General features: G+C 63.1%; 14 protein-coding genes. 5 read left to right on the top strand and 9 right to left on the bottom strand.

All coding sequences use genetic code 11. From position 1 onward, the window contains the following. Positions 1-20 precede the first annotated feature (20 nt). The gene (locus J8C01_RS11795) at positions 21-986 is read right to left on the bottom strand and encodes an enoyl-CoA hydratase/isomerase family protein (RefSeq protein WP_014101376.1); all 966 of its coding nucleotides are present in this window, start codon (positions 984-986) and stop codon (positions 21-23) included. Positions 987-1,227: 241 nt separating this feature from the next. On the opposite strand from J8C01_RS11795, the gene mdh reads away from it, so the two are divergent. Continuing rightward, positions 1,228-2,151, top strand: a complete 924-nt coding sequence (gene mdh, locus J8C01_RS11800; RefSeq protein ID WP_211433074.1) for a malate dehydrogenase — start codon at positions 1,228-1,230, stop codon at positions 2,149-2,151. A 62-nt stretch (positions 2,152-2,213) separates the two neighbouring features. Here the strand turns inward: mdh and J8C01_RS11805 are convergent, their stop codons facing one another. The 3 genes from J8C01_RS11805 to J8C01_RS11815 all read right to left on the bottom strand — a co-directional run bounded on the left by J8C01_RS11805 (position 2,214) and on the right by J8C01_RS11815 (position 4,632). Continuing rightward, positions 2,214-3,194 carry a glycosyltransferase family 9 protein gene (locus tag J8C01_RS11805; protein WP_211433075.1) on the bottom strand — a complete coding sequence of 327 codons (981 nt, stop codon included), beginning with the start codon at positions 3,192-3,194 and terminating at the stop codon, positions 2,214-2,216. Between the two features lie 22 nt (positions 3,195-3,216). Next, positions 3,217-4,167, bottom strand: a complete 951-nt coding sequence (locus J8C01_RS11810) for a VWA domain-containing protein (RefSeq protein ID WP_211433076.1) — start codon at positions 4,165-4,167, stop codon at positions 3,217-3,219. Between the two features lie 63 nt (positions 4,168-4,230). After that, positions 4,231-4,632 carry a hypothetical protein gene (locus tag J8C01_RS11815; RefSeq protein WP_014101372.1) on the bottom strand — a complete coding sequence of 134 codons (402 nt, stop codon included), beginning with the start codon at positions 4,630-4,632 and terminating at the stop codon, positions 4,231-4,233. A 430-nt stretch (positions 4,633-5,062) separates the two neighbouring features. On the opposite strand from J8C01_RS11815, the gene J8C01_RS11820 reads away from it, so the two are divergent. Both J8C01_RS11820 and J8C01_RS11825 read left to right on the top strand, forming a co-directional pair. Beyond that, entirely contained in the window at positions 5,063-5,551 is a 489-nt protein-coding gene (locus J8C01_RS11820; protein WP_014101371.1) for a hypothetical protein, read from the top strand. Positions 5,552-5,730: 179 nt separating this feature from the next. After that, on the top strand, positions 5,731-7,143 hold the full coding sequence (locus J8C01_RS11825) for a serine/threonine-protein kinase (protein ID WP_211433077.1): 1,413 nt from the start codon (positions 5,731-5,733) through the stop codon (positions 7,141-7,143). A 64-nt stretch (positions 7,144-7,207) separates the two neighbouring features. On the opposite strand, the gene J8C01_RS11830 is transcribed toward J8C01_RS11825, so the two are convergent. Both J8C01_RS11830 and J8C01_RS11835 read right to left on the bottom strand, forming a co-directional pair. After that, positions 7,208-10,447 carry an IPT/TIG domain-containing protein gene (locus J8C01_RS11830; protein ID WP_211433078.1) on the bottom strand — a complete coding sequence of 1,080 codons (3,240 nt, stop codon included), beginning with the start codon at positions 10,445-10,447 and terminating at the stop codon, positions 7,208-7,210. A 263-nt stretch (positions 10,448-10,710) separates the two neighbouring features. After that, a complete protein-coding gene (locus tag J8C01_RS11835; RefSeq protein ID WP_211433079.1) occupies positions 10,711-12,258 on the bottom strand; it encodes an ABC1 kinase family protein in 1,548 nt (515 codons plus the stop codon). Positions 12,259-12,873: 615 nt separating this feature from the next. Here J8C01_RS11835 and clpS point away from each other — a divergent pair. Both clpS and J8C01_RS11845 read left to right on the top strand, forming a co-directional pair. After that, positions 12,874-13,191, top strand: coding sequence for an ATP-dependent Clp protease adapter ClpS (clpS, locus tag J8C01_RS11840; protein ID WP_014101365.1), 318 nt, complete (start codon positions 12,874-12,876; stop codon positions 13,189-13,191). A gap of 258 nt (positions 13,192-13,449) precedes the next feature. Further along, positions 13,450-14,160, top strand: coding sequence for a class I SAM-dependent methyltransferase (locus J8C01_RS11845; protein WP_187288451.1), 711 nt, complete (start codon positions 13,450-13,452; stop codon positions 14,158-14,160). Here the strand turns inward: J8C01_RS11845 and J8C01_RS11850 are convergent. The 3 genes from J8C01_RS11850 to J8C01_RS11860 all read right to left on the bottom strand — a co-directional run bounded on the left by J8C01_RS11850 (position 14,147) and on the right by J8C01_RS11860 (position 18,088). Then, complete coding sequence (locus J8C01_RS11850) at positions 14,147-14,971, bottom strand: class I SAM-dependent methyltransferase (protein ID WP_211433080.1); 825 nt, start codon at positions 14,969-14,971, stop codon at positions 14,147-14,149. The genes J8C01_RS11845 and J8C01_RS11850 overlap by 14 nt on opposite strands. Further along, positions 14,968-16,527, bottom strand: a complete 1,560-nt coding sequence (locus J8C01_RS11855; RefSeq protein WP_211433081.1) for a radical SAM protein — start codon at positions 16,525-16,527, stop codon at positions 14,968-14,970. Before J8C01_RS11855 ends, J8C01_RS11850 begins: the two co-directional genes overlap by 4 nt. 154 nt (positions 16,528-16,681) lie before the next feature. Then, the gene (locus J8C01_RS11860) at positions 16,682-18,088 is read right to left on the bottom strand and encodes a dihydrolipoyl dehydrogenase family protein (RefSeq protein WP_014101361.1); all 1,407 of its coding nucleotides are present in this window, start codon (positions 18,086-18,088) and stop codon (positions 16,682-16,684) included. Between the last annotated feature and the right edge of the window lie 203 nt (positions 18,089-18,291).

Consider the following 18,291-nt stretch of genomic DNA (forward strand, 5'->3'; position numbering starts at 1 on the left):
AGGGAAAAGGGGTCTTTTTTTCAGGTGTTCCCGGCTTGCCACCGGGGGCGGAAGTCTTTGTCCACGAGCCGCGCCCGGACGCCCTCAGCGTAATCCGGGTGCCGGATGGCCTGCCGGGCCAACGCAGCTTCCCGGGCAAAGGCTTCCTCAAGGGACGTTGGCGGTTCTGTACTGAGCAGATGCCAGGCGAGCGCCAGGCTGTAGGGCGAGGCGGCCCGCAGTGCCTGGGCCGCTTTCTGTGAGCGTTCGTCGGCGGCAGCTTCGAGCGAGGACCGGATGGCTTCGAGTGAAGGCTGACCAAAGTGCGTGGCTACCCAGTCGTCATGGACGACCGTCGTCCGGTCCGGCTGGCTGAGCACATCCAGCCAGGATGGGTCGGGATTGGCCTGCAGGCGTTCCATCAGTTCAGCGGTTGGCAGCCTGTCCAGGTAGTGGGTTGCCAGACCGAGCGCCTGTGCTGTTGCGCCGTCAATGCTCTCGCCGGTCAGGGCAAGATACCGCCCCCACGCGCCGGGAAGCTGGTTGAGAAACCAACTTGCTCCGACATCCGGGAAAAAGCCGATGTGGACTTCCGGCATGGCCAGGCGGGTGGTTGGCGTGGCGATCCGGTAGCGCGCCCCGATGGCCAGTCCCAGCCCGCCGCCCATCGTGACGCCTTCCATCAGCGCCACGATGGGTTTTGGAAACCGGTGCAACCGCAGGTCAAGGGCGTATTCAACAGCAAAGAACTCATCTCCGCGTTCCGGCTGACCCTCCAGAACGCACTGCCGCAGCCATTTCACATCAGCGCCGGCGCAGAAACCGCGCGCGCCGGCCCCACGGAGTACCAGGGTGTGGAGCTGTTCGTCGGCAGCAACTTCATCGAGGAACGCATCGAGCCGCCGCAGCATGTCCGTCGTCAGGACGTTGATGACCTGTGGCCGGTTGAGCGTCACAACGGCCAGCCCGGCGTGCTTTTCCAGTTGTACGGATTCTTCAGCAAGCATCAGACATCGTGAACAGACAGGGAAGATGGCGTGGCCACGCCCTGGGGTGAACCACAACCGGCAACCGAGCATGACGGATGGGCGGAAGGTTCGTCCAGCCGCAGCTTCCGGTTCCGGTGTTTTGGAGTGAGTGTGTGCCAACGCACAAAGCGCGTGAAAACCCGCCGGGAGTTGCGCTAGGCTCGGCGCGCGGTGGGCTGTGGCTCGCCACATTCATTTTCCCGGTCTGAGGAAGGTCATCATGGGACGCAAAAAGATCACTGTTGTCGGGGCTGGCAACGTTGGCGCGACGGTTGCCGAACTGCTTGTACTCAAGGAGTTGGGGGATGTTGTTCTGGTGGACATCGTCGAGGGGCTGCCCCAGGGGAAAGGGTTGGATTTGAACGAAATGGCGCCGGTTGAAGGCTACGATGCACTTGTGACCGGAACCAATGGCTACGATGAAACCAAGGATTCCGATGTGGTCGTCATCACTTCCGGCGCGCCACGCAAGCCCGGTATGAGCCGCGACGACCTGGTGGAGATCAACCAGAAGATTGTGGCCAGTGTGACGGAACAGGTCGCGCCCCGTTCACCCAACGCCATTCTGGTCGTCGTCGCCAACCCGCTGGACGCCATGTGCACGGTGGCGCATCGGGTGTCAGGGTTTCCACGGGAGCGCGTCGTGGGCATGGCTGGCGTGCTGGATTCAGCCCGGATGCGCTACTTTCTCGCCGACGCGCTTCAGGTTTCGGTGGAAAACATTACGGCCTTTGTGCTGGGCGGCCACGGCGACACCATGGTGCCGCTGCCGCGTTACTCGACCTGCGCCGGGATTCCCATTCCTGAACTGCTCCCGGAAGACACCATTGCGGCGATAGTCGAGCGGACACGCCATGGCGGGGCGGAAATCGTCAAGCTGCTGGGAACGTCAGCCTGGTATGCGCCCGCTTCGGCAACGGTCGAAATGGTCGAGGCTATTATCAAGGACAAGAAAAAAATCCTGCCCTGCGCGGCGCTGCTTCAGGGCGAATATGGGATCGACGGGCTGTTTATCGGCGTTCCGGTCAAGCTCGGCCGGGGTGGAGTCGAGCAGATCATTGAGATCAAGCTGACGGAAGACGAAGCGGCGGCGCTCAAAAAGTCAGCCGCGGCCGTGCAGGAACTCGTCAATCTGCTGAAGTAAGGCCAGCCGCGGCAAAAAGCAACGTCCACCGGTTTTGAACTGTCCCCGCGATGGTGAAGCGGTCAGTCGTCCGAAGTGAACAACGCGGCGGTCCGACTGGCCGCCATCACTTGGCACACGAGTCCAAACACGTCATCCACCGTGGCCGGACGCGATGGTTGGGCATAGAGCAACCGGCTGTGCCGGTGGCGGGGAGCCAGCCAGCCGGAATCTGACGTGCCATCCATGATGACCACGCCGGGCGTTTGAACGGCGGCGGCCAGGTGAACCGGCAGCCGATTGCTCCCCACAATCACTGAGGCTTGCGCCAAAGCGACAGCGAGTAACGCCAGGCTGGGACGGCGCAGAAAGAGGGGCGCAAGCCGGTGCTGTTTCCAGGCGGCGCGTTGCCGCTCGGTCAGCCCGGTTTCCTCTTCGGTCTCGATGACCAGCAGTTGCGCGTCATACTCGGCGGCGAGACGGACGGCCAGAGGCGGAAACTGCTCGCTGGGCCAGACCTGGGGAGCAAAGCCGACGGTCGGGTGCAGGGCAATGGTGAGCCGGTCGTCACGCCAGCCGAGCCGGGCGAGTTTTTGCTGTTCGGTGGCGCGCACGGCTGGCGGGAGCCGCAGATGCGGAACTGGTGCCGTTTTGGGAACGCCAAGCCGGGCAACAAGCTCCGCAGCCGCATCGGTGAAGTGGCGACGGGGGCGCGCGTTACCGGCCTGAAGCACGAGCCGCCGCCGGGCACGCAACAGCATGGCACTGGCATGTTCCAGAAACGCCCCGGTGAGGCTCACCACCGCGTCAAAGGTCTGCTCGCGCAGGGCTGCAATGGCGCGCAGGCTCTTGAAGACCGACGGTTGAGCGATAGTGGAAAGCGCTGGACCCAGCGCCAGGGTCGTGTCGGCACAATCCGCCAGATGCGCCAGTTCACAGGCCCGGTCCGGCGCCGCCAGCCAAATCTGCGTCCCGTCGAAGTGTCGCCGGGCGGCCTGTATTGCCGGTAGCGCCAGCAGAAACTCAACATTCGTGCCGGTGTGCGTAAAAAGCAGGTGCTGCACGGGGGTGATGATGGAAATGTGGTCAGGTGTAGCTTGTCCGCGCACGCCATGTGACGCGCGGGCGGCGCACGGTGACGCGAATCGTGTGCGGCTGCCCGTCGTAGCCCTGCGGCGGGTAAAAGCCCAGCGTATATTGGGCGCGCAGTTCCTCGACGACTTCCTGAAAGCGGATTTCCAGATGCGCGCCGCCGGGAGACCTGATGTAGCGCCCTCCGGTGGCCGCCGCCAGTTCCGCCAGCCATTCCGCGTGTCGCGCCTGTTCGGGAGTCCGCCCCGGAAAGTTGGCATTCTGGAGGTCAACGGCATACACCAGCACGTCCGCCTGAGCCGCCGTGCGCACGACGGCCGGTGCGCGGGTTTCGCTGGCGGTGTCGGCTCCGTCGGAAATGAGCAGAATGGCCCGCCGCTGCTCGGGACGGGCATCGAGTGCCTCAATGACGGCGCGCAGCCCGTCGTAAAGGCGGGTTTTCCCACGCGCGCGCAGGTGCCACACCCGTGGGGTAACGGTCGGTGACGAAGAAAATTCCTGGAGCCGCTCAATGTCGCTGCCAAAGGCATAGATGGCCACGGCGTCATTTGTACGAACCAGGGACTGGAAATGCGCGGCTGCCGCGCAGGCTCTCCGCAGCTTCGTGCGCATGCTGTCGCTGGTGTCAAGCATCACGGCGGCACAGAAGGGAGCGTCATCGGCGCTGAAATGCTCGATGCGCTGCGGAACACCGTCCTGAAGGAGGCTGAAATCCTCCGCGCGCAGTCCACGGACGTACTTCCCCTGACCGTCCATGACGGTGACATTGACAAGAACCAGTTCCGTCGTCAGGCGCAGGGTGTCTTCTTCTTCAGGGGATGTGGGCCGTTGCGCCAGAAGCGGGCGGCCGCCCAGGGCACAACCCAGTCCAACCCCGCAGGCAGCCAGCCAGGTTTGCAGCCAGCGGCGACGTTCCGGGAAGCGGAGACCACGGTCGTTTGACACCTGCACACCTCACTGCATTGGACTTTGGACGGGCTGGAACGTACGGGGACGAACGGGCCGGCTTCAGAGATCGGTTGCGCGCAGCACGCGCGACAGACGCAGGAGGCGCGTCGTTCGCGCGAGGATGCCGACGGAGACCGTATGGCGTGAAACCTGTTCGGATTGCTGCCGAACTTCCGTGCCCAGTTGCGCCAGCAGCGCGATCTGTTCGCTGAAATCACCTGGCAGGGGCGTGGCGTCTTCGCCATCCCCCCGGGCGCCCTGAAGGTCGCGCACGCGCTTGGCCAGTTTCTCGACCTGCTTGAGGTCTTCGAGGTCCTGCTTCGACAGTTGTGGGCGCGTCCCTTTGGGCACGGCATCGAAGCGTTTGGCCAGGCGGCGGGTCAGCGTTTCGAGGGCGCGGCCGGCTTCCCGCAGATCGCGCAGGGAACGTTCCTCGCGGTCAATCTGCTGCCGCGTTTTCATGTCCTCCAAATGTTCGCTAGGGGTCTGTGCCTTGGGGGCCAGTGTCCTTGTCGGCACCGCCGCCGGGCGCCCTGCTGCCTTCCCAGTTGTCCCCAGCACAGTTGGGAACAAAAGCCCAAGCCCCACCCAGTATGTCGGCATTCCTTTGAACAACACGCTGCGCCTCTCCGTTTCTGCCCGCTGAAATACTACGGTCTTTTTGCACCGGCGCAAGTTGCCCGGCATCCGGTTGCCAGCGGCGGATATTTCACGACTGCTCTCCCAGTCGGGTGACATCGGGTGGAAAAAAGATTGACAAGCCGGAGAATCCTTACCTATACAGAGTCACACACAAGATGTTGTGGAGATATACGGCTTGAGCACAATCAAAGTCACTCCACAGCCGGTTGTGGTTGGCTCCCTCCAGCATCCCAATATCAGGAGATTCTCCATGGCAACCAAACGCAAAGCCGCAGCAAGCAACCCGGAACCCGAAGCGCCGGCCAAAAAGACCGCAGCCAAGAAAAAAGAAGCCACGGTTGAAGCTACCGTAGCGACAACAGCCAAAAAGGCCACGGCCAAGAAAGCCACCCCGCCCAAAGAGACGGCCAAGGCCGTCGAGGTGGAAAAAGCCCCGGCCAAAGCCACGCCGAAAAAGACGAAAGCCCCGGCCAGGACTTCAGACGCTACACCTGCACCGAAGGCAGAGGCTGCCGGGAAGAAGACGAAAGCCAAGTCTGCACCGGTGGCGGAAGCCAAGCCGGCTTCGACGGTGACGGCCGACGCTCCAACGACGAAGAAGGCGGCCACCGGGAAGAAGAAGGCTGCGGCGAAGGCGGAGGCGGAGGCACCTGAGCCAGCACCGGCGGCCCCAAAGAAGGCCAAAAAGAAGGAAGCCGAAGCTGAAACGCCCAAAAAGGCAACCAAAAAGGCCAAGTAGTCCACCATTCGGACTGGAAGCGTTCTTCCGGCGAGTTGCCGGCTGGAAGTGTGGCCAAACGAATCGGTATGATGACGGGGCTGGATTTCCCTGCCTGGCCCGGCGCAGCGCGCCTGTCCCTGCATCTGTTGCGTGGTACAAGTCGAAGCCTTGCGCCCGTGCCTGCCGTCTGAGTTGCCATGAAGCTATGCCCCGTTTGTCACACCTGCTATGAGGACCGCGCCCGGTTTTGTGTCCGCGATGGCACGCAGTTGCTCACCGGATTGCCCGGCCCGACGCTGCTGCCCGGCGACCGCTTCCGGTTTTTGCGTCTGCTGTCCACCGGGCGGATGGGGGATGCCTATCTGGCTACGGATGCCGTTGCCAACCACCACGTTCTCATCAAAGCCCTGCCAGCCCACCTGTTTTCCAATGCGGAGAGTTGTCAGCAGTTCACGGCGAATCTCACGCGGCTGACGACGTTGCAGGTGCCCAACCTGGTGGCTTATCAGGCGGTCATCGAGATGGGGCAGGGGCATGTGGCGCTGGTGACGGAGTATGTCGTCGGGCATGACCTGCGCGAGGAATTGGCCGAACACCGGCCGCTGTCACCCCGCCGTGCGGCAACGGTTACTGCCGGGGTTGCGCAGGGGATGGCCGCAGCCCATGCCGTCGGCATTCCACATCTCGACCTCAAGCCGGAGAACATCCTGCTGTTTGCCGATGCCGAAACCCAGGCGCTGCGGGTGAAGGTGGCCGACGTGGGCTTGGCCTGTCTGAAAGAAGGGCTGGCCGGCTCGGTGACGGATGACACGGGTTCGGAAATTGCGCGTCTGCCCTACTACACCTCACCGGAGGCATGCCACGGCGAGGCACTGGACTGGCGAACGGACATCTACAGCCTGGGTGTCATCCTGTACGAGATGCTGGCTGGTCGTCCGCCATTTTACGCCAAGTCACCGGGCCAGGTTTTGGCGATGCAGACAGGCACGCCGCCCAAGCCTCTTTCACTCATCAATCCGTCGCTTCCCGAAGCGCTCGTTCAACTCACGATGCGCATGCTGGCCAAGCAACCGGCGGAGCGTCCCCAGACGATGCAGGAAGTCGGGGATGTCTGCCAGCGCTGGTTGCAAAGTCAGGAGGGTCCCGAAAGCTTCATACCGCCTTCCCCGCCAGATGGCGCTGCGGCCGCGGCTCCGGCGTCGGCGGCTGCTCCGGCTTCATCCGATGCTGCACCGGGTGTGACTCCGCTGCTGACAGCTTCCTATGACCTGCCGTTGCGGCTGACGATCATTGACGCCGACGACGAAGGCAATCGCTCCCGTACCATTCCGGGGCGGGTACAGGAAGCATCACCGCAGGGGATGCGGATTTTGACCGGCACGGTTGAAACCGGACAGCTCAACATCATTCGCGATCACACGGTGGCCTTCAAGAACCGGCTGGCGATTGAAGTTGACCTGCCGGATGGGACCGTGCGGATGAACGGTTATGCCGTGCGCTACCAGCGCGCCCCGGACGGCCGCAACTGGGTGGTGTACATCTACATCAAGGAAATGCCCCGCGACGACCGCCGTCGTTACGAAGCCTTTTTGCGCGAACGCAGCGCGTGACGGACACAGAGCAGGACCGCTGCCCTTGTCGCCGGCAGCCGTCCTGCTCGCTCCGGCGCAGTCTCTAGCGCGGACCGACAATCTGCCACCGCTGGTCGGGCACAGCCGGCAGCGGCACGCTCTGCACCAGTGACAGATTCTGCAGCAGCCAGATGACATTCTGCCCCGTGCGCTCATTGCGCCACACCACGTCCGGCTGCCCGTCGCGGTTGTAGTCGCCCAGCGCCCCCAGCCGCCACTCCGTCCCCGGCACCGGTAGCGGACGACTCCCCACCGCCGTCGCCCCGATGAACGTCACCACTCGCGCCGTTCCGGCCCCCTGCCGGTGCAGCAGCAGACCCAACTGCCCGTTGCCCTCAAAATCCCCGCTCCCCACAATCCGTTCGTCCGCCGTCAGACCGGGGATGACCAGCGGAATGACGGCACTCCGCGTCCGCCCATTCATCAGCCACACCTCCACGGCATCCGTCGCCAGATTGCGCCGTACGATGTCCGGCTGCCCGTCCCGGTTGAAGTCCCCCGTGCAACTGATGAACCAGTTGCGGTCGGTCTGTTCGGGCGTGACGGGAAGCGCCGCCACCGGACGCAGCCCGGCAAAGCTCCACACCGCGTCAAAGCCGGTGATGTCCTGATTGCGCCACAGCAGGTCGGTCGCCCCGTCGCCGTTGAAATCCGCTGTGCCGCCAATGACCCAACAGTCCTCTACAAACGGCAACGCCTCGCTGCGCACAAAGCTTGTCTCCTGCATCACCCAGATGGCGCTTTCGCCCGTCGTCTGGTTGCGCCAGACCACGGTCGAGTTCCCGGTCTGAAAATCGCCCGGCGGGATGACGGGCGGCGTCTTCCAGCGCCCGGCCAGCGGCAGGTCGCCGGTTTGCCCAAAGCCCACCGCCACGTCAGCAAAGCCCGCCGTGTTGGTGTTACGCAGGAAAAACGTCCCCGCCCGGAATACCCCCACCGTCGTCACACCATCGCCGTCCCAGTCGCCGACCACCGGCAGGTCGTTGGCCAGACCATAGAAGAAACTCAGGTCGGCGTTGCCAGAGGTGTTTTCGTTGCGCAGGAAGAAAAAGCCTGTGGACGGTCGAAACGCCCCGACGGTCGTTCTTCCGTCGCCATCCCAGTCGCCGACCAGAGGCAGGTCAGTGGGCAGCCCGTAGTTGATGACGATGTCGGGTGCGCCGGAGGTGTTTGTGTTGCGCAGCAGGAAGACACCACGCCGGAAGACCCCAATACTGTCAAAGCCTTGGCCCGTCCAGTCGCCTGCCACAGGGATGTCGCCCGCTTGCCCGAAGATCACGGTGGTGAGTGGCACACCGACAGCATTCTCGTTGCGCAGTAGAAACTGCCCGGCGCGGAACAACGCGACGGTGGTTTTGCCGTCGCCGTCCCAGTCGCCAACCACGGGCTGGTCGCCGGGCTGACCCAAGGGAACGGCAATGTCGGGCGGACCGGCGGTGTTGGACTGGCGCAGGAGAAAGCCCTGGTTGGGACGCCAGACGCCGATGGTCTGGGGTGGCACACGGGGGATGACGGTGAAGCTGGTGGCGCTGGTGGCGCTGCCGGCCGGGGTGATGACGCGGATGGGGGCGGTCACGGCGCCGACAGGGACGGTGGCGGTGAGTTGGGTGGGGCTGGTGACGGTGAAGGGCGCCGGCAGGTCGCCAAAGGTGACGCTGCTGACGTTGAGGAAGTTCGTGCCGGTGATGGTGACGGAGGTGCCGACCGGACCGGAGGTGGGTGAGAAGCTGGAAATCGTCGGCGGCAGGATGACAACGAAGTTGGTGCCGCTGGTGGCCGTGCCGGCCGGATTGGTGACGGTGATGGGCCCGGTGGTGGCGCCCGCCGGCACCGTCGCCGTGATTTGCGTGTTGCTGTTGACGGTGAAGGTCGCCGCAACGCCGTTGAAGCGGACATCGGTCGTGCCGGTGAAGTTCGTGCCGGTGATGGTGACGGACGTGCCGACAGGACCCGAAGTTGGGGAAAAACTGGTGATGGTCGGCGGCAGGATGACGACGAAGTTGGTGCTGCTGGTGGCTGTGCCGGCCGGATTGGTGACGGTGATGGGGCCGGTGGTCGCGCCCGCCGGCACGGTCGCCGTGATTTGCGTGTTGCTGTTGACGGTGAAGGTCGCCGCAACGCCGTTGAAGCGGACCTCGGACACCTGAACGAAACCGCTACCGAAGATGGTCACGATTGTACCCACAGGGCCGGACGGAGGTGTGAAGTTGCTGATGATGGGTGGCGTCGGCCCCGTGGTGACGACGAAGTCGGTGTCGCTGGTGGCCGTGCCGGCCGGATTGGTGACGGTGATGGGCCCGGTGGTGGCCCCCGCCGGCACTGTCGCCTTAATGACTTCCGGGTCAACGATTTCGAAGATGGCGCTGATGCCGTTGAAGCGGACCTCGGACACCTGAACGAAACCGTCACCGAAGATGGTCACGATTGTACCCACAGGGCCGGATGTAGGCGTGAAGTCGCTGATGATGGGTGGCGTCGACCCCGTGGTGACGACGAAATTGGTGCTGCTGGTGGCCGTGCCGTTTAGCGTGATGACGGTGATGGGCCCGGTGGTGGCCCCCGCCGGCACTGTCGCCTTAATGACTTCCGGGTCAACGATTTCGAAGATGGCGCTGATGCCGTTGAAGCGGACCTCGGACACCTGAACGAAACCGCTACCGAAGATGGTCACGATTGTACCCACAGGGCCGGACGGAGGCGTGAAGTTGCTGATCGTCGGCCCCTCGAACGTCACGGGCCGATTACAGCCGTTGAGCCGCGGCGTGAAGTTGCTGATGATGGGTGGTGTTGGCGCGGAAGCTGTCGTGACGACAAAGGGGACACTGCTTACGGCAAATTCCTCATCATCCCGTTGCACCTTGATCGGCCCGGTGGTGGCACCACTGGGAACCGTAGCCAGAATTTGCGTGTCACTCACCACTTCAAACGCAGCCGGAACGTCATTGAAGCATACCTGCAGGTCAACAACGGGCTCGGGGTTATCCACGGCATTGCCGACGTTTACCGTACTCACGCCTTCATCCGGCTGGAAACCCGTGCCACTGATGGAAAACACCGTTCCTACCGGGCCGCTGGTGGGTGTAAAGCCGGTAATGGTGATCTCCGTTGATGGGGCGAAGGTATGGGCAGGGGAGGACGAGAGGGCTGGAGTCCATGTCCCAGACGCAACACGGGCGGCGTATCCCTGCCCAGGCCAGATGACGCACGTCAAAAAAGTGATGCCACACAGCAGCAGAACCAGTCCCGGTTTGAAGAAACGCCTGCACATAAGCTGAATGTCCATTCTCTGATGAGGGGGTCGCCGCCTGTGGCACTGTCGTTGCTGCGACTGGGAATGTAACCCCGCCTGGTGACAGGCACCCCAACCCAATCAATAAAGGCTTACCAAAAGCCTGTACAGCATAGCTGAGCCGGGATGGTCTGACTATCCCGGAGATTGCTGGACAGATTTCTGCCGGGCTGTGAATCGGCTCTGGAGGACCACCCGCTTCGGATTTTTGGGATGCCGGGGGTACCCGCCGGTTGGCAAGTGAACAAAGTGGCGGTTCAGGAAGGAAGGGTCAGGCTGGGTGGTGGCGTGGGCGCCGACACCACGGTTTTGTCCGGCGTGCCCTGCCACATACGCCGTACGAAATCCTTGGCATAGGACACCTTTTTGCGCTGCATCACCCGGCTCAGGTAGGCATCAAACCGCTCGGCAAAGACTTCCGCCGCATAGCGCAGGGCCGTGGCGGCCGGCACAATGCGGGCAATAAGTTTGAACCCAACCCGCTTGGCAATCGGAACCGCGTCCCGAATGCTGTCAAAGTGATTGTCGAAGCGGATCGCCACGCCTTCGATAAGTGTCGCCATCCGAAACAGATACACCATCTGCCGGGGCATGCGCAGGTGATGCAGGATGCGCGTTTTCTCGAAAAGCTGCTCGACGGCCATCTGAACCTGGCGCTGGTTGGTACGCGCCAGGTGCCGCAGGTTCATGATGGTTTCCGTCACGTAGGTCAGTTGCTCGGCCGGGGTATCCGGGGCCACCATCTCCAGTTCATAGAGCTTGGCCACTACTTCGTCGTACTGATTGGCGTTGGCGGCCAGGATAAGGCCCAGAAACCGGTCGCGCGTCACCGGGTCGAGTTCGTCCACCATGCCGTAGTCGAGCAGGATGATGTCGCCCCGGCGGTTGATGAGAATGTTCCCCGGATGGGGATCGGCATGGAAAAAGCCGTGGACGAGAAGCTGTGAGAAAACGATTTCGAGCAGGGCTTCGACCAAATCGCCCAAATCGAGGCCATAACTGCGGATGGTCTCCACCGCGTCAATCCGCACCCCCTCACAGAACTCCATCACAAGCAGGTCTTCATAGGTCAGTTCGTGCGCAATTTCCGGGATGACCAGCCGGGGATGCCGGGGCTGTTGGGCGCGCAGACGCTCGGCGTTTTGTGCTTCGATGCGGAAGTCCAGTTCGCCAACGACAATCCGCTTATACTCCGTAAACAGAACCTCGAAACCACGGTACAGGTAGTGCTCGCCCAAAAACGGGCGCAGCCACTCCAGCAGCCTGCTCAGGATGGCGTTGTCGAGGGTGATGGTTTCCACCACGTTGGGCCGCCGGACTTTGACGACGACATCAACGCCCTTGTACCGCGCCCGGTGAACTTGCCCGACTGATGCCGAGGCAATGGCGTTGGGATTGAAGTCGGTGAAGATGTCCTCCGGGTTTTTGCCCGTGCGGCGACGGATGACGGCGCTGACGTAGTCCATGCCGGCCGCCGGGGTCTGGTCAAGCAGCCGGGCAAATTCCCGCGCATAAGTTTTGGGAATCAGGTCCTCCCGTACCGCCAGGATTTGCGACAGCTTGATGTAGGACGTTCCCAGCCGGGCAAAGGTATCCACCAGCTTTTTGGCGCGACGGGCATGCTGCTCCTCTGTCAGTGTGCGCGGAGCGCCCCACTTGATCCACCGCCGCCGGTCGCGCAGAAAGCTGACCAGAAACGGCAAAAGCGCGATGGAGACGACAACAAAGCGTCGCAGATGGCGCAGGTTTTCACCAAGTGATAACGCGCGCGAAAGAACCGGAGCGTCGAGCGTCTGCGCGGACATGGCTACCATGAGCGGGCGAAACTGTGTCCGTACACAACCGTTTCGCCGTGGTGAACATGACGTCGGGTGGGTACGTTAGCAGACATAACCAGCCCGTGCATCACTTTCGCGCGGCATGTCCATCGGGGGCTGCAATGTGGAGACACGACACGCGCTTGACACGGGACAATAGTCACCAACCAGGCTTCTGTCGGTTGGTCTGCGTACCGTGTTCCGCAGGCAGCGAGCCAGCCGGGGATGGTTTACTTGGAATGACCACATAGGTAGAAATTATGGGGAAGTCGTACCTGCTTGGGCGAATCAGCAGGTGTGGGCGGCTGATGTGGGCTGGAGACCGGGGCCGCCAGGGATGTCTTGGCGTGATGTACGGCGATTGGGGATACCGGTCAGGGAAAGGAAACCGATGATGCAGGATTGGATCAGCCTGATGGTTGTCGCCGGGGCAGCCGGTTTCTTGCTCCACCGTGCGTGGCAGGCCGTACGGGCGTGGCAGTCGCCAGCGCCAGGCTGCACCTCCGCCTGTGGCTGCCGGCAGGCAGTCCTGCGGTCAGGGAAGGGCCTCGCGGCCACACCTGCGAAGACCACCGGTGACATCCAGTAGGGGGGAGAGTAGCCATGCCGAAGCTGACACCAGACCGCGATGAGGGCGTGCTCGTCAAAGAGCATACGACAACCAAGGAACCGCCGATGTTTCGCGTCCTGCTCCACAACGACGACTACACGACGATGCCCTTCGTCGTGTACGTCCTCCAGCACATTTTCCATCACTCGGAAAGCGAAGCCACGCGCATCATGCTCAACGTGCACCGGCGGGGCATCGGCGTGGCCGGCATCTATCCGTACGAGATTGCCGAAACCAAGATGATGCAGACCATTCAGCTTGCCCGTGCCAATGAGTTTCCGCTGCTGTGTACCATCGAGCCGGCCGAATAGCGGCAGGCACAGCTTGTAAAGCCTGCCGGGTGCTTTCCGCCGCATCACCGGTGCAGGTAAAAAAGACCGGAATTTTTCTGGAACTTTTCCAATACGTCACAGTTCAACCCGCCTTGAGAGTAACGGTAGCCGGCTGGCCTGCCCGGCACTTGCCCGGCAGACGTGGCTACGGTTGCTCGTGGCGTAGTGTACATTCCTCCTCTCTGCTTGCGCGGTGGTTTCCCCCACCGCATTTTTTGTCTGGAGGTCTCTACGCCCGTGCCAACCGACTTCCCTGAACGACGCGCCACATTGCCCACACCGGAGTTTCGTCCGGCGCTGGCCTTTACGGCTCTGACGCCTTGGTTCGATGTCGTGGCCAGGGTGGCCGTGCGGGATGACTTCCTCAAGCGCCGTCTGTCTGAGCTGCTTCCCCTGGTGCCGGGGCAGTCCGTTCTGGACGTGGGCTGCGGTACGGGCACCCTGCTCCTCCGCCTGCACGAGCGGCAACCTGAAGCCCGGTTGTTCGGCGTGGATGCCGACCCGGACGCCTTGGCGCTGGCCGAACAGAAAGGGCGGCAGCAGAGGGTCAACTGGTCGCTGCTGGCAGCCTCGGCCACCCGGCTGCCCTTTCCCGACGGCTGCTTCGACGCTGTCGTGACTTCGCTGGTCTTTCACCATCTGACGACGCCGCAGAAAGAACAGGCACTGGGGGAAATCCGGCGCGTCCTGCGCCCGGAGGGAAGGCTGCTGCTGGCCGATTACGACGCGCCACGTACCTGGCTGGAGCGGCTGGCTTTCCTCCCGGTGCGTCTCTTTGACGGCTTCGATGCCACGGAAGCGCACGTGCAGGGCGCGCTGCCGGGGCTTCTGCAGGCCGCCGGGTTGACGGCCGTCGAAGTCTGCGCCGAGATTCCGACGGCCTTCGGTTACATTACCGCCTGGCAGGCCCGGTCGCCGGCTCAGGAAGCCCAGCTCAGGACGGCTTGACCGCCGTGATGATGGCGTAGCCAAGTTCCCCCCGCTCGATGGCTGCGGCGGCGCTTTGTGTGACCTGCTTGGCCCTGGGGAAATCCACATCCGGCAGTGTGAGCTTTTTCAGGGCCACCATGAGTTCCGCGCCCAGAATTTTCGCCCGGACACCCGCCACCATGTCGGCCAGCGCCGCGTCGTGGTTTTCCACAAGTCCCGGCGCAAACCCGGCTGCACCGAGCAGCGCCACATAGGTTTCCACCGGCTGCGCATCGGCAATGCAGGCCACCCAGGCGAGCAGGGTCTCCAGTTCCGGGGCCAGCGGCCCGCGCCGCGTCAGATCACTGAGGCCAACCTGCCCGCCGGGTTTCAGCACGCGGAAAAACTCCCGCGCCGCCTGGGGCTTGTCCGGGAAGGTGCAGTAGGCGCACTCACACACGATGGCGTCGAAGCTGGCGGCATCGGTGGCGAGCCGTTCGGCGTCGCCGACGACAAACCGAACCCGGTCGGCCAGTCCGCGCACGGCGGCGGCTTCGTTGGCCAGGCGCACGTTTTCAGCGCCGAAATCCACGCCGACCACTTCACAACCAAAGGTTTCCGCCAGATGCAGGGCGCTTGTGCCGCGTCCGGCCGCGACATCGAGTACGCGCGCGCCGGCCCGAAGGCCAAGCACCTGCCCCAGCCGTTCGGTCAGCGCCAGCCCGCCCGGATGAAAAGACTCACCGAACAGAAAGCGCACCACATCGCTTTCATAAAACTGCGCACAACAGGACTTGACCGCCTCCGGGGCGGTGGACTCTCCGGCAACGGTTCCAGCGACGGTGCTCATGCTTTTGGCTCCTGGGGAAAGGAAAAGGTGATGGGGCGGACCTGAAAGGGTTTGCCTTCCTTGCGCGCCAGCTTGCGCTCCCACTCCAGGGCTTCGAGCTGTTCCCGCGCCTGCTGGCGATAGCCGATGGTGTTGTAGGCGCAGAAGGGCACCTGTTTGCCGCCCGGCAGCAGGAACTCCTTGCAGCACTTCATGAGATTTTTCTGGTTGAAGGTGTAGGGGTCCATGAAGTCCTGGAGCATGATCATCTTCATCCGGTCGGCAATTTCGCCGATGCTCAGCGACTCGAAGCCACAGGCCTGACAGGACATCTGAAGGTCGCGGGCCGATTTGGCCGTGCCGGGGGCCGTCGAAGATGACCACAAGCCCTCCAGGGCAATTTTGATCTCGGCGCTGTAGTCCGGCATGACCTTGTTGGTGATGTAATCCAGATAGTCATACACATTGACGATGCGCGGCAGCGGCGTGACCGTGCCATTCTCGACGAAGGCGTACGTCACCGAGTTGCAGGTCGGGAAACAGCATGGCACGGGTACGAAGTCACTTTTGCGGAACAGCCCGTCGGTTTGCGTTTCGATGAGGGACAGGATGTCGGGAATCGTCATCCGCTGGAGCGGATCGTGTTCCAGGTGGCGTCCGGCGTGGAAGGCCGGCTGGAAGTTGACGCCGCGCACCGCCGGGTGCTCCATGGCGAATTTGACGATGCGTCCGACTTCGTGGTCGTTGATGCCGCGCTCAATGGCCGGCACGAGGACGGCCGTCAGCCCTTTGGCTGCCAGACGGTCGAGAGCACGGATTTTTTCTTCGAGAATATCCGGCTCACCCCGGATGATGCGGTAGGTCTCCCGATCAAAACCGTCAAACTGGAAGTACAGCGCCGGCTGAATCTCCGCCAGTTCGTCAAGGAAGGCGTCGTCGCGGGCGATGCGCTTGCCGTTCGTGTTGAGCATGATGAGGTTGATGGGGCGCTTCTGGGCTTCGCGCAGAAAGTCCAGAATCTGCGGATGCACCGTCGGCTCACCGCCGGAAAACTGCACCACCTCGGCGCGGCCTTCCGCCCGGACGAAATCATCCAGAATGGATTGGACTTCTTCGAGCGTGAGGCTGAAGCCCGGCCCGGCCTCGGCAAAGCACAGCGGACAATCCATGTTGCAGACGCTGTTGACTTCGATGATGCCCAGACAGGTGTGCTGCTGGTGGTCAGGGCACAGCCCGCAGTCGTGCGGACAGCCCGCCACGACTTCACTGTTGAAGTGCAGCGGGATGGTGCCGGGCTTGTTGTAGCGTACGTTGGTGATATACGCCTGCGCGTCACTGTAAATCAGCGATTCGTAGAGTTTCCCTCTGGCACGTTCACAGTCGCAGCGTTTGCGCATGAACACCTTGTTGTCGCGGACGATGATGTGGGCATCCACCACCTTGGTGCATTCGGGGCAAATGCTGCGGGTGAGTTCCAGAAACACATAGTTGGCATCCCGCTTGCGCGGCGGTTCTGCAGAAGGCGGGGAAGTGGCCGTGGCAGGTGAACATTCAGGAACGGTCGTGGTGTCGCTCATGGCGGTGATTCTCTCCAGTCAGAGGCATCGGTGAATCCTTCGCCGGGCAGTCAGACAGACCCAACCCGGCGAAACGTATTCCATCGCGGCATCGTCAGGAACGGGCTGGCAGGTCATAGGGCATACGGTGTCCGGGGGCGGCAGGATGCGCCGCCTAGCGCATGATTTTCGACAGGCTCTGGATGACCTTGCCGGCCGTGCCGGTGAGGAAGTTTTCGACCGCTACGCCGGCGGCCAGTTGCTGTGCCGCCGTTGAGTAGGTCGGATAGGCATGGATGGCGTTGGCCACATCCGTCACCTTGAGCCGGTGGTTGAGCGCCAGGGTGAACTCCGTGATGGCTTCTCCGGCGCGCGGGGCAACCATCGTCGCGCCAAGCAGTGTGCCATCGCTGCGCGAGATGACCTTGAGAAAGCCATCCGTATCGGCATCGCACACGGCCCGGTCGGTGCGGCTCATCTCCCACCGGCTGACCTTGAGGGTGTCTCCATACCGGGTGCGGGCCTGGGCTTCGGTCATCCCGACGTGGGCCACTTCCGGGTCGGTGAACGTCACCCAGGGCACAATGTCCGTAAACCCGGTCGTGCTGCCGAGCAGAAGCGCATTGCGTACGGCCAGGAACGCCTGCCAGCCGGCAAAGTGCGTGAACTGGTGTCCGCCCAGCACGTCACCAGCGGCAAAAATGTGTTTGACGTTGGTGCGCAGACTTGTGTCCACCGGAATGCCACGGGCATCGGCCTGAACGCCGGCCCGGTCCAGATCAAGACCCGCGATGTTGGGACGCCGGCCGGTAGCAATGAACAGCAGGTCGCCTTCGGCCGTGCCGGCTTCACTTTCCACGCGGATGGTTCCGTTCTTCCGGCTCGCGGCCCGCGCCCGGCCGGGGATGAACTGCATGCCCTCCCGCTCGAAGACCGTTCTAAGCGTCTGGCTGACTTCGGGTTCTTCTTTCGGTAGCAGCCGTTCTGCAACAAGGATGACCTGCGCGCCCAGCCGCTGGAACGCCTGCGCCATTTCGCAGCCAATCGGGCCGCCGCCAACGACGATCATCCGCCGGGGAAGTTCGTCGAGGTCGAAAATGGTTTCGTAGGTGAGAAATGGCACCTCGTCCAGCCCGGCCAGGTCAGGGCGGACGGGATGCGCGCCGGTGCAGATGAGAAAATACCGGGCCGTCAGGGTGCGCTCGCCGGCCGCCAGGGTTTGGGCGTCCAGAAAGCGCCCCGGCGCCAGAATGACGTCAATCCCGCTGCGCCGCAGCTCATCCGGCGCTTCGTGGGCGTAAATCTCATCAATGACACTCCGCACATAGGCCCGCACCTGCGCCATATCCGTCCGGGGCGGTTCGGCGACAATGCCGTAGTGCCCGGCCTGGCGCACTTCGTGGGCCACTTTGGCCGCTTTGAGCAGAGCTTTGCTCGGAACACAGCCCGTCCAGGTACAGTCTCCGCCGATGCGGTGCTTTTCGACCAGGGCCACCCTGGCGCCAAGCTGCGCCGCAAAGCCGGCCGCGGTCAACCCGCCGGAGCCGGCCCCGATGATGACGATGTCAAAGTGTTCGGTCATGGCTTCCGGTCAGGCGCCAAAGTGTGATGTCCGTACCGGCGTGTGGCGGCAGGTCCGGCGGGTAGGGGTGAAACGGACGCCAGTGTAGTCGAACGTACAAAACTTGGCACGCGGAAATTGTGCTGCCCGACGGATGCGCGGAAGCCACGTTCGGCCGGCGGGGTTTTTCGGCCCCGTGATTTCCCAAGGTTGCGTTGCGCCGG

The sequence above is a fragment of the Chloracidobacterium sp. D genome, assembly GCF_018304685.1.
Lineage (GTDB): Bacteria > Acidobacteriota > Blastocatellia > Chloracidobacteriales > Chloracidobacteriaceae > Chloracidobacterium > Chloracidobacterium thermophilum.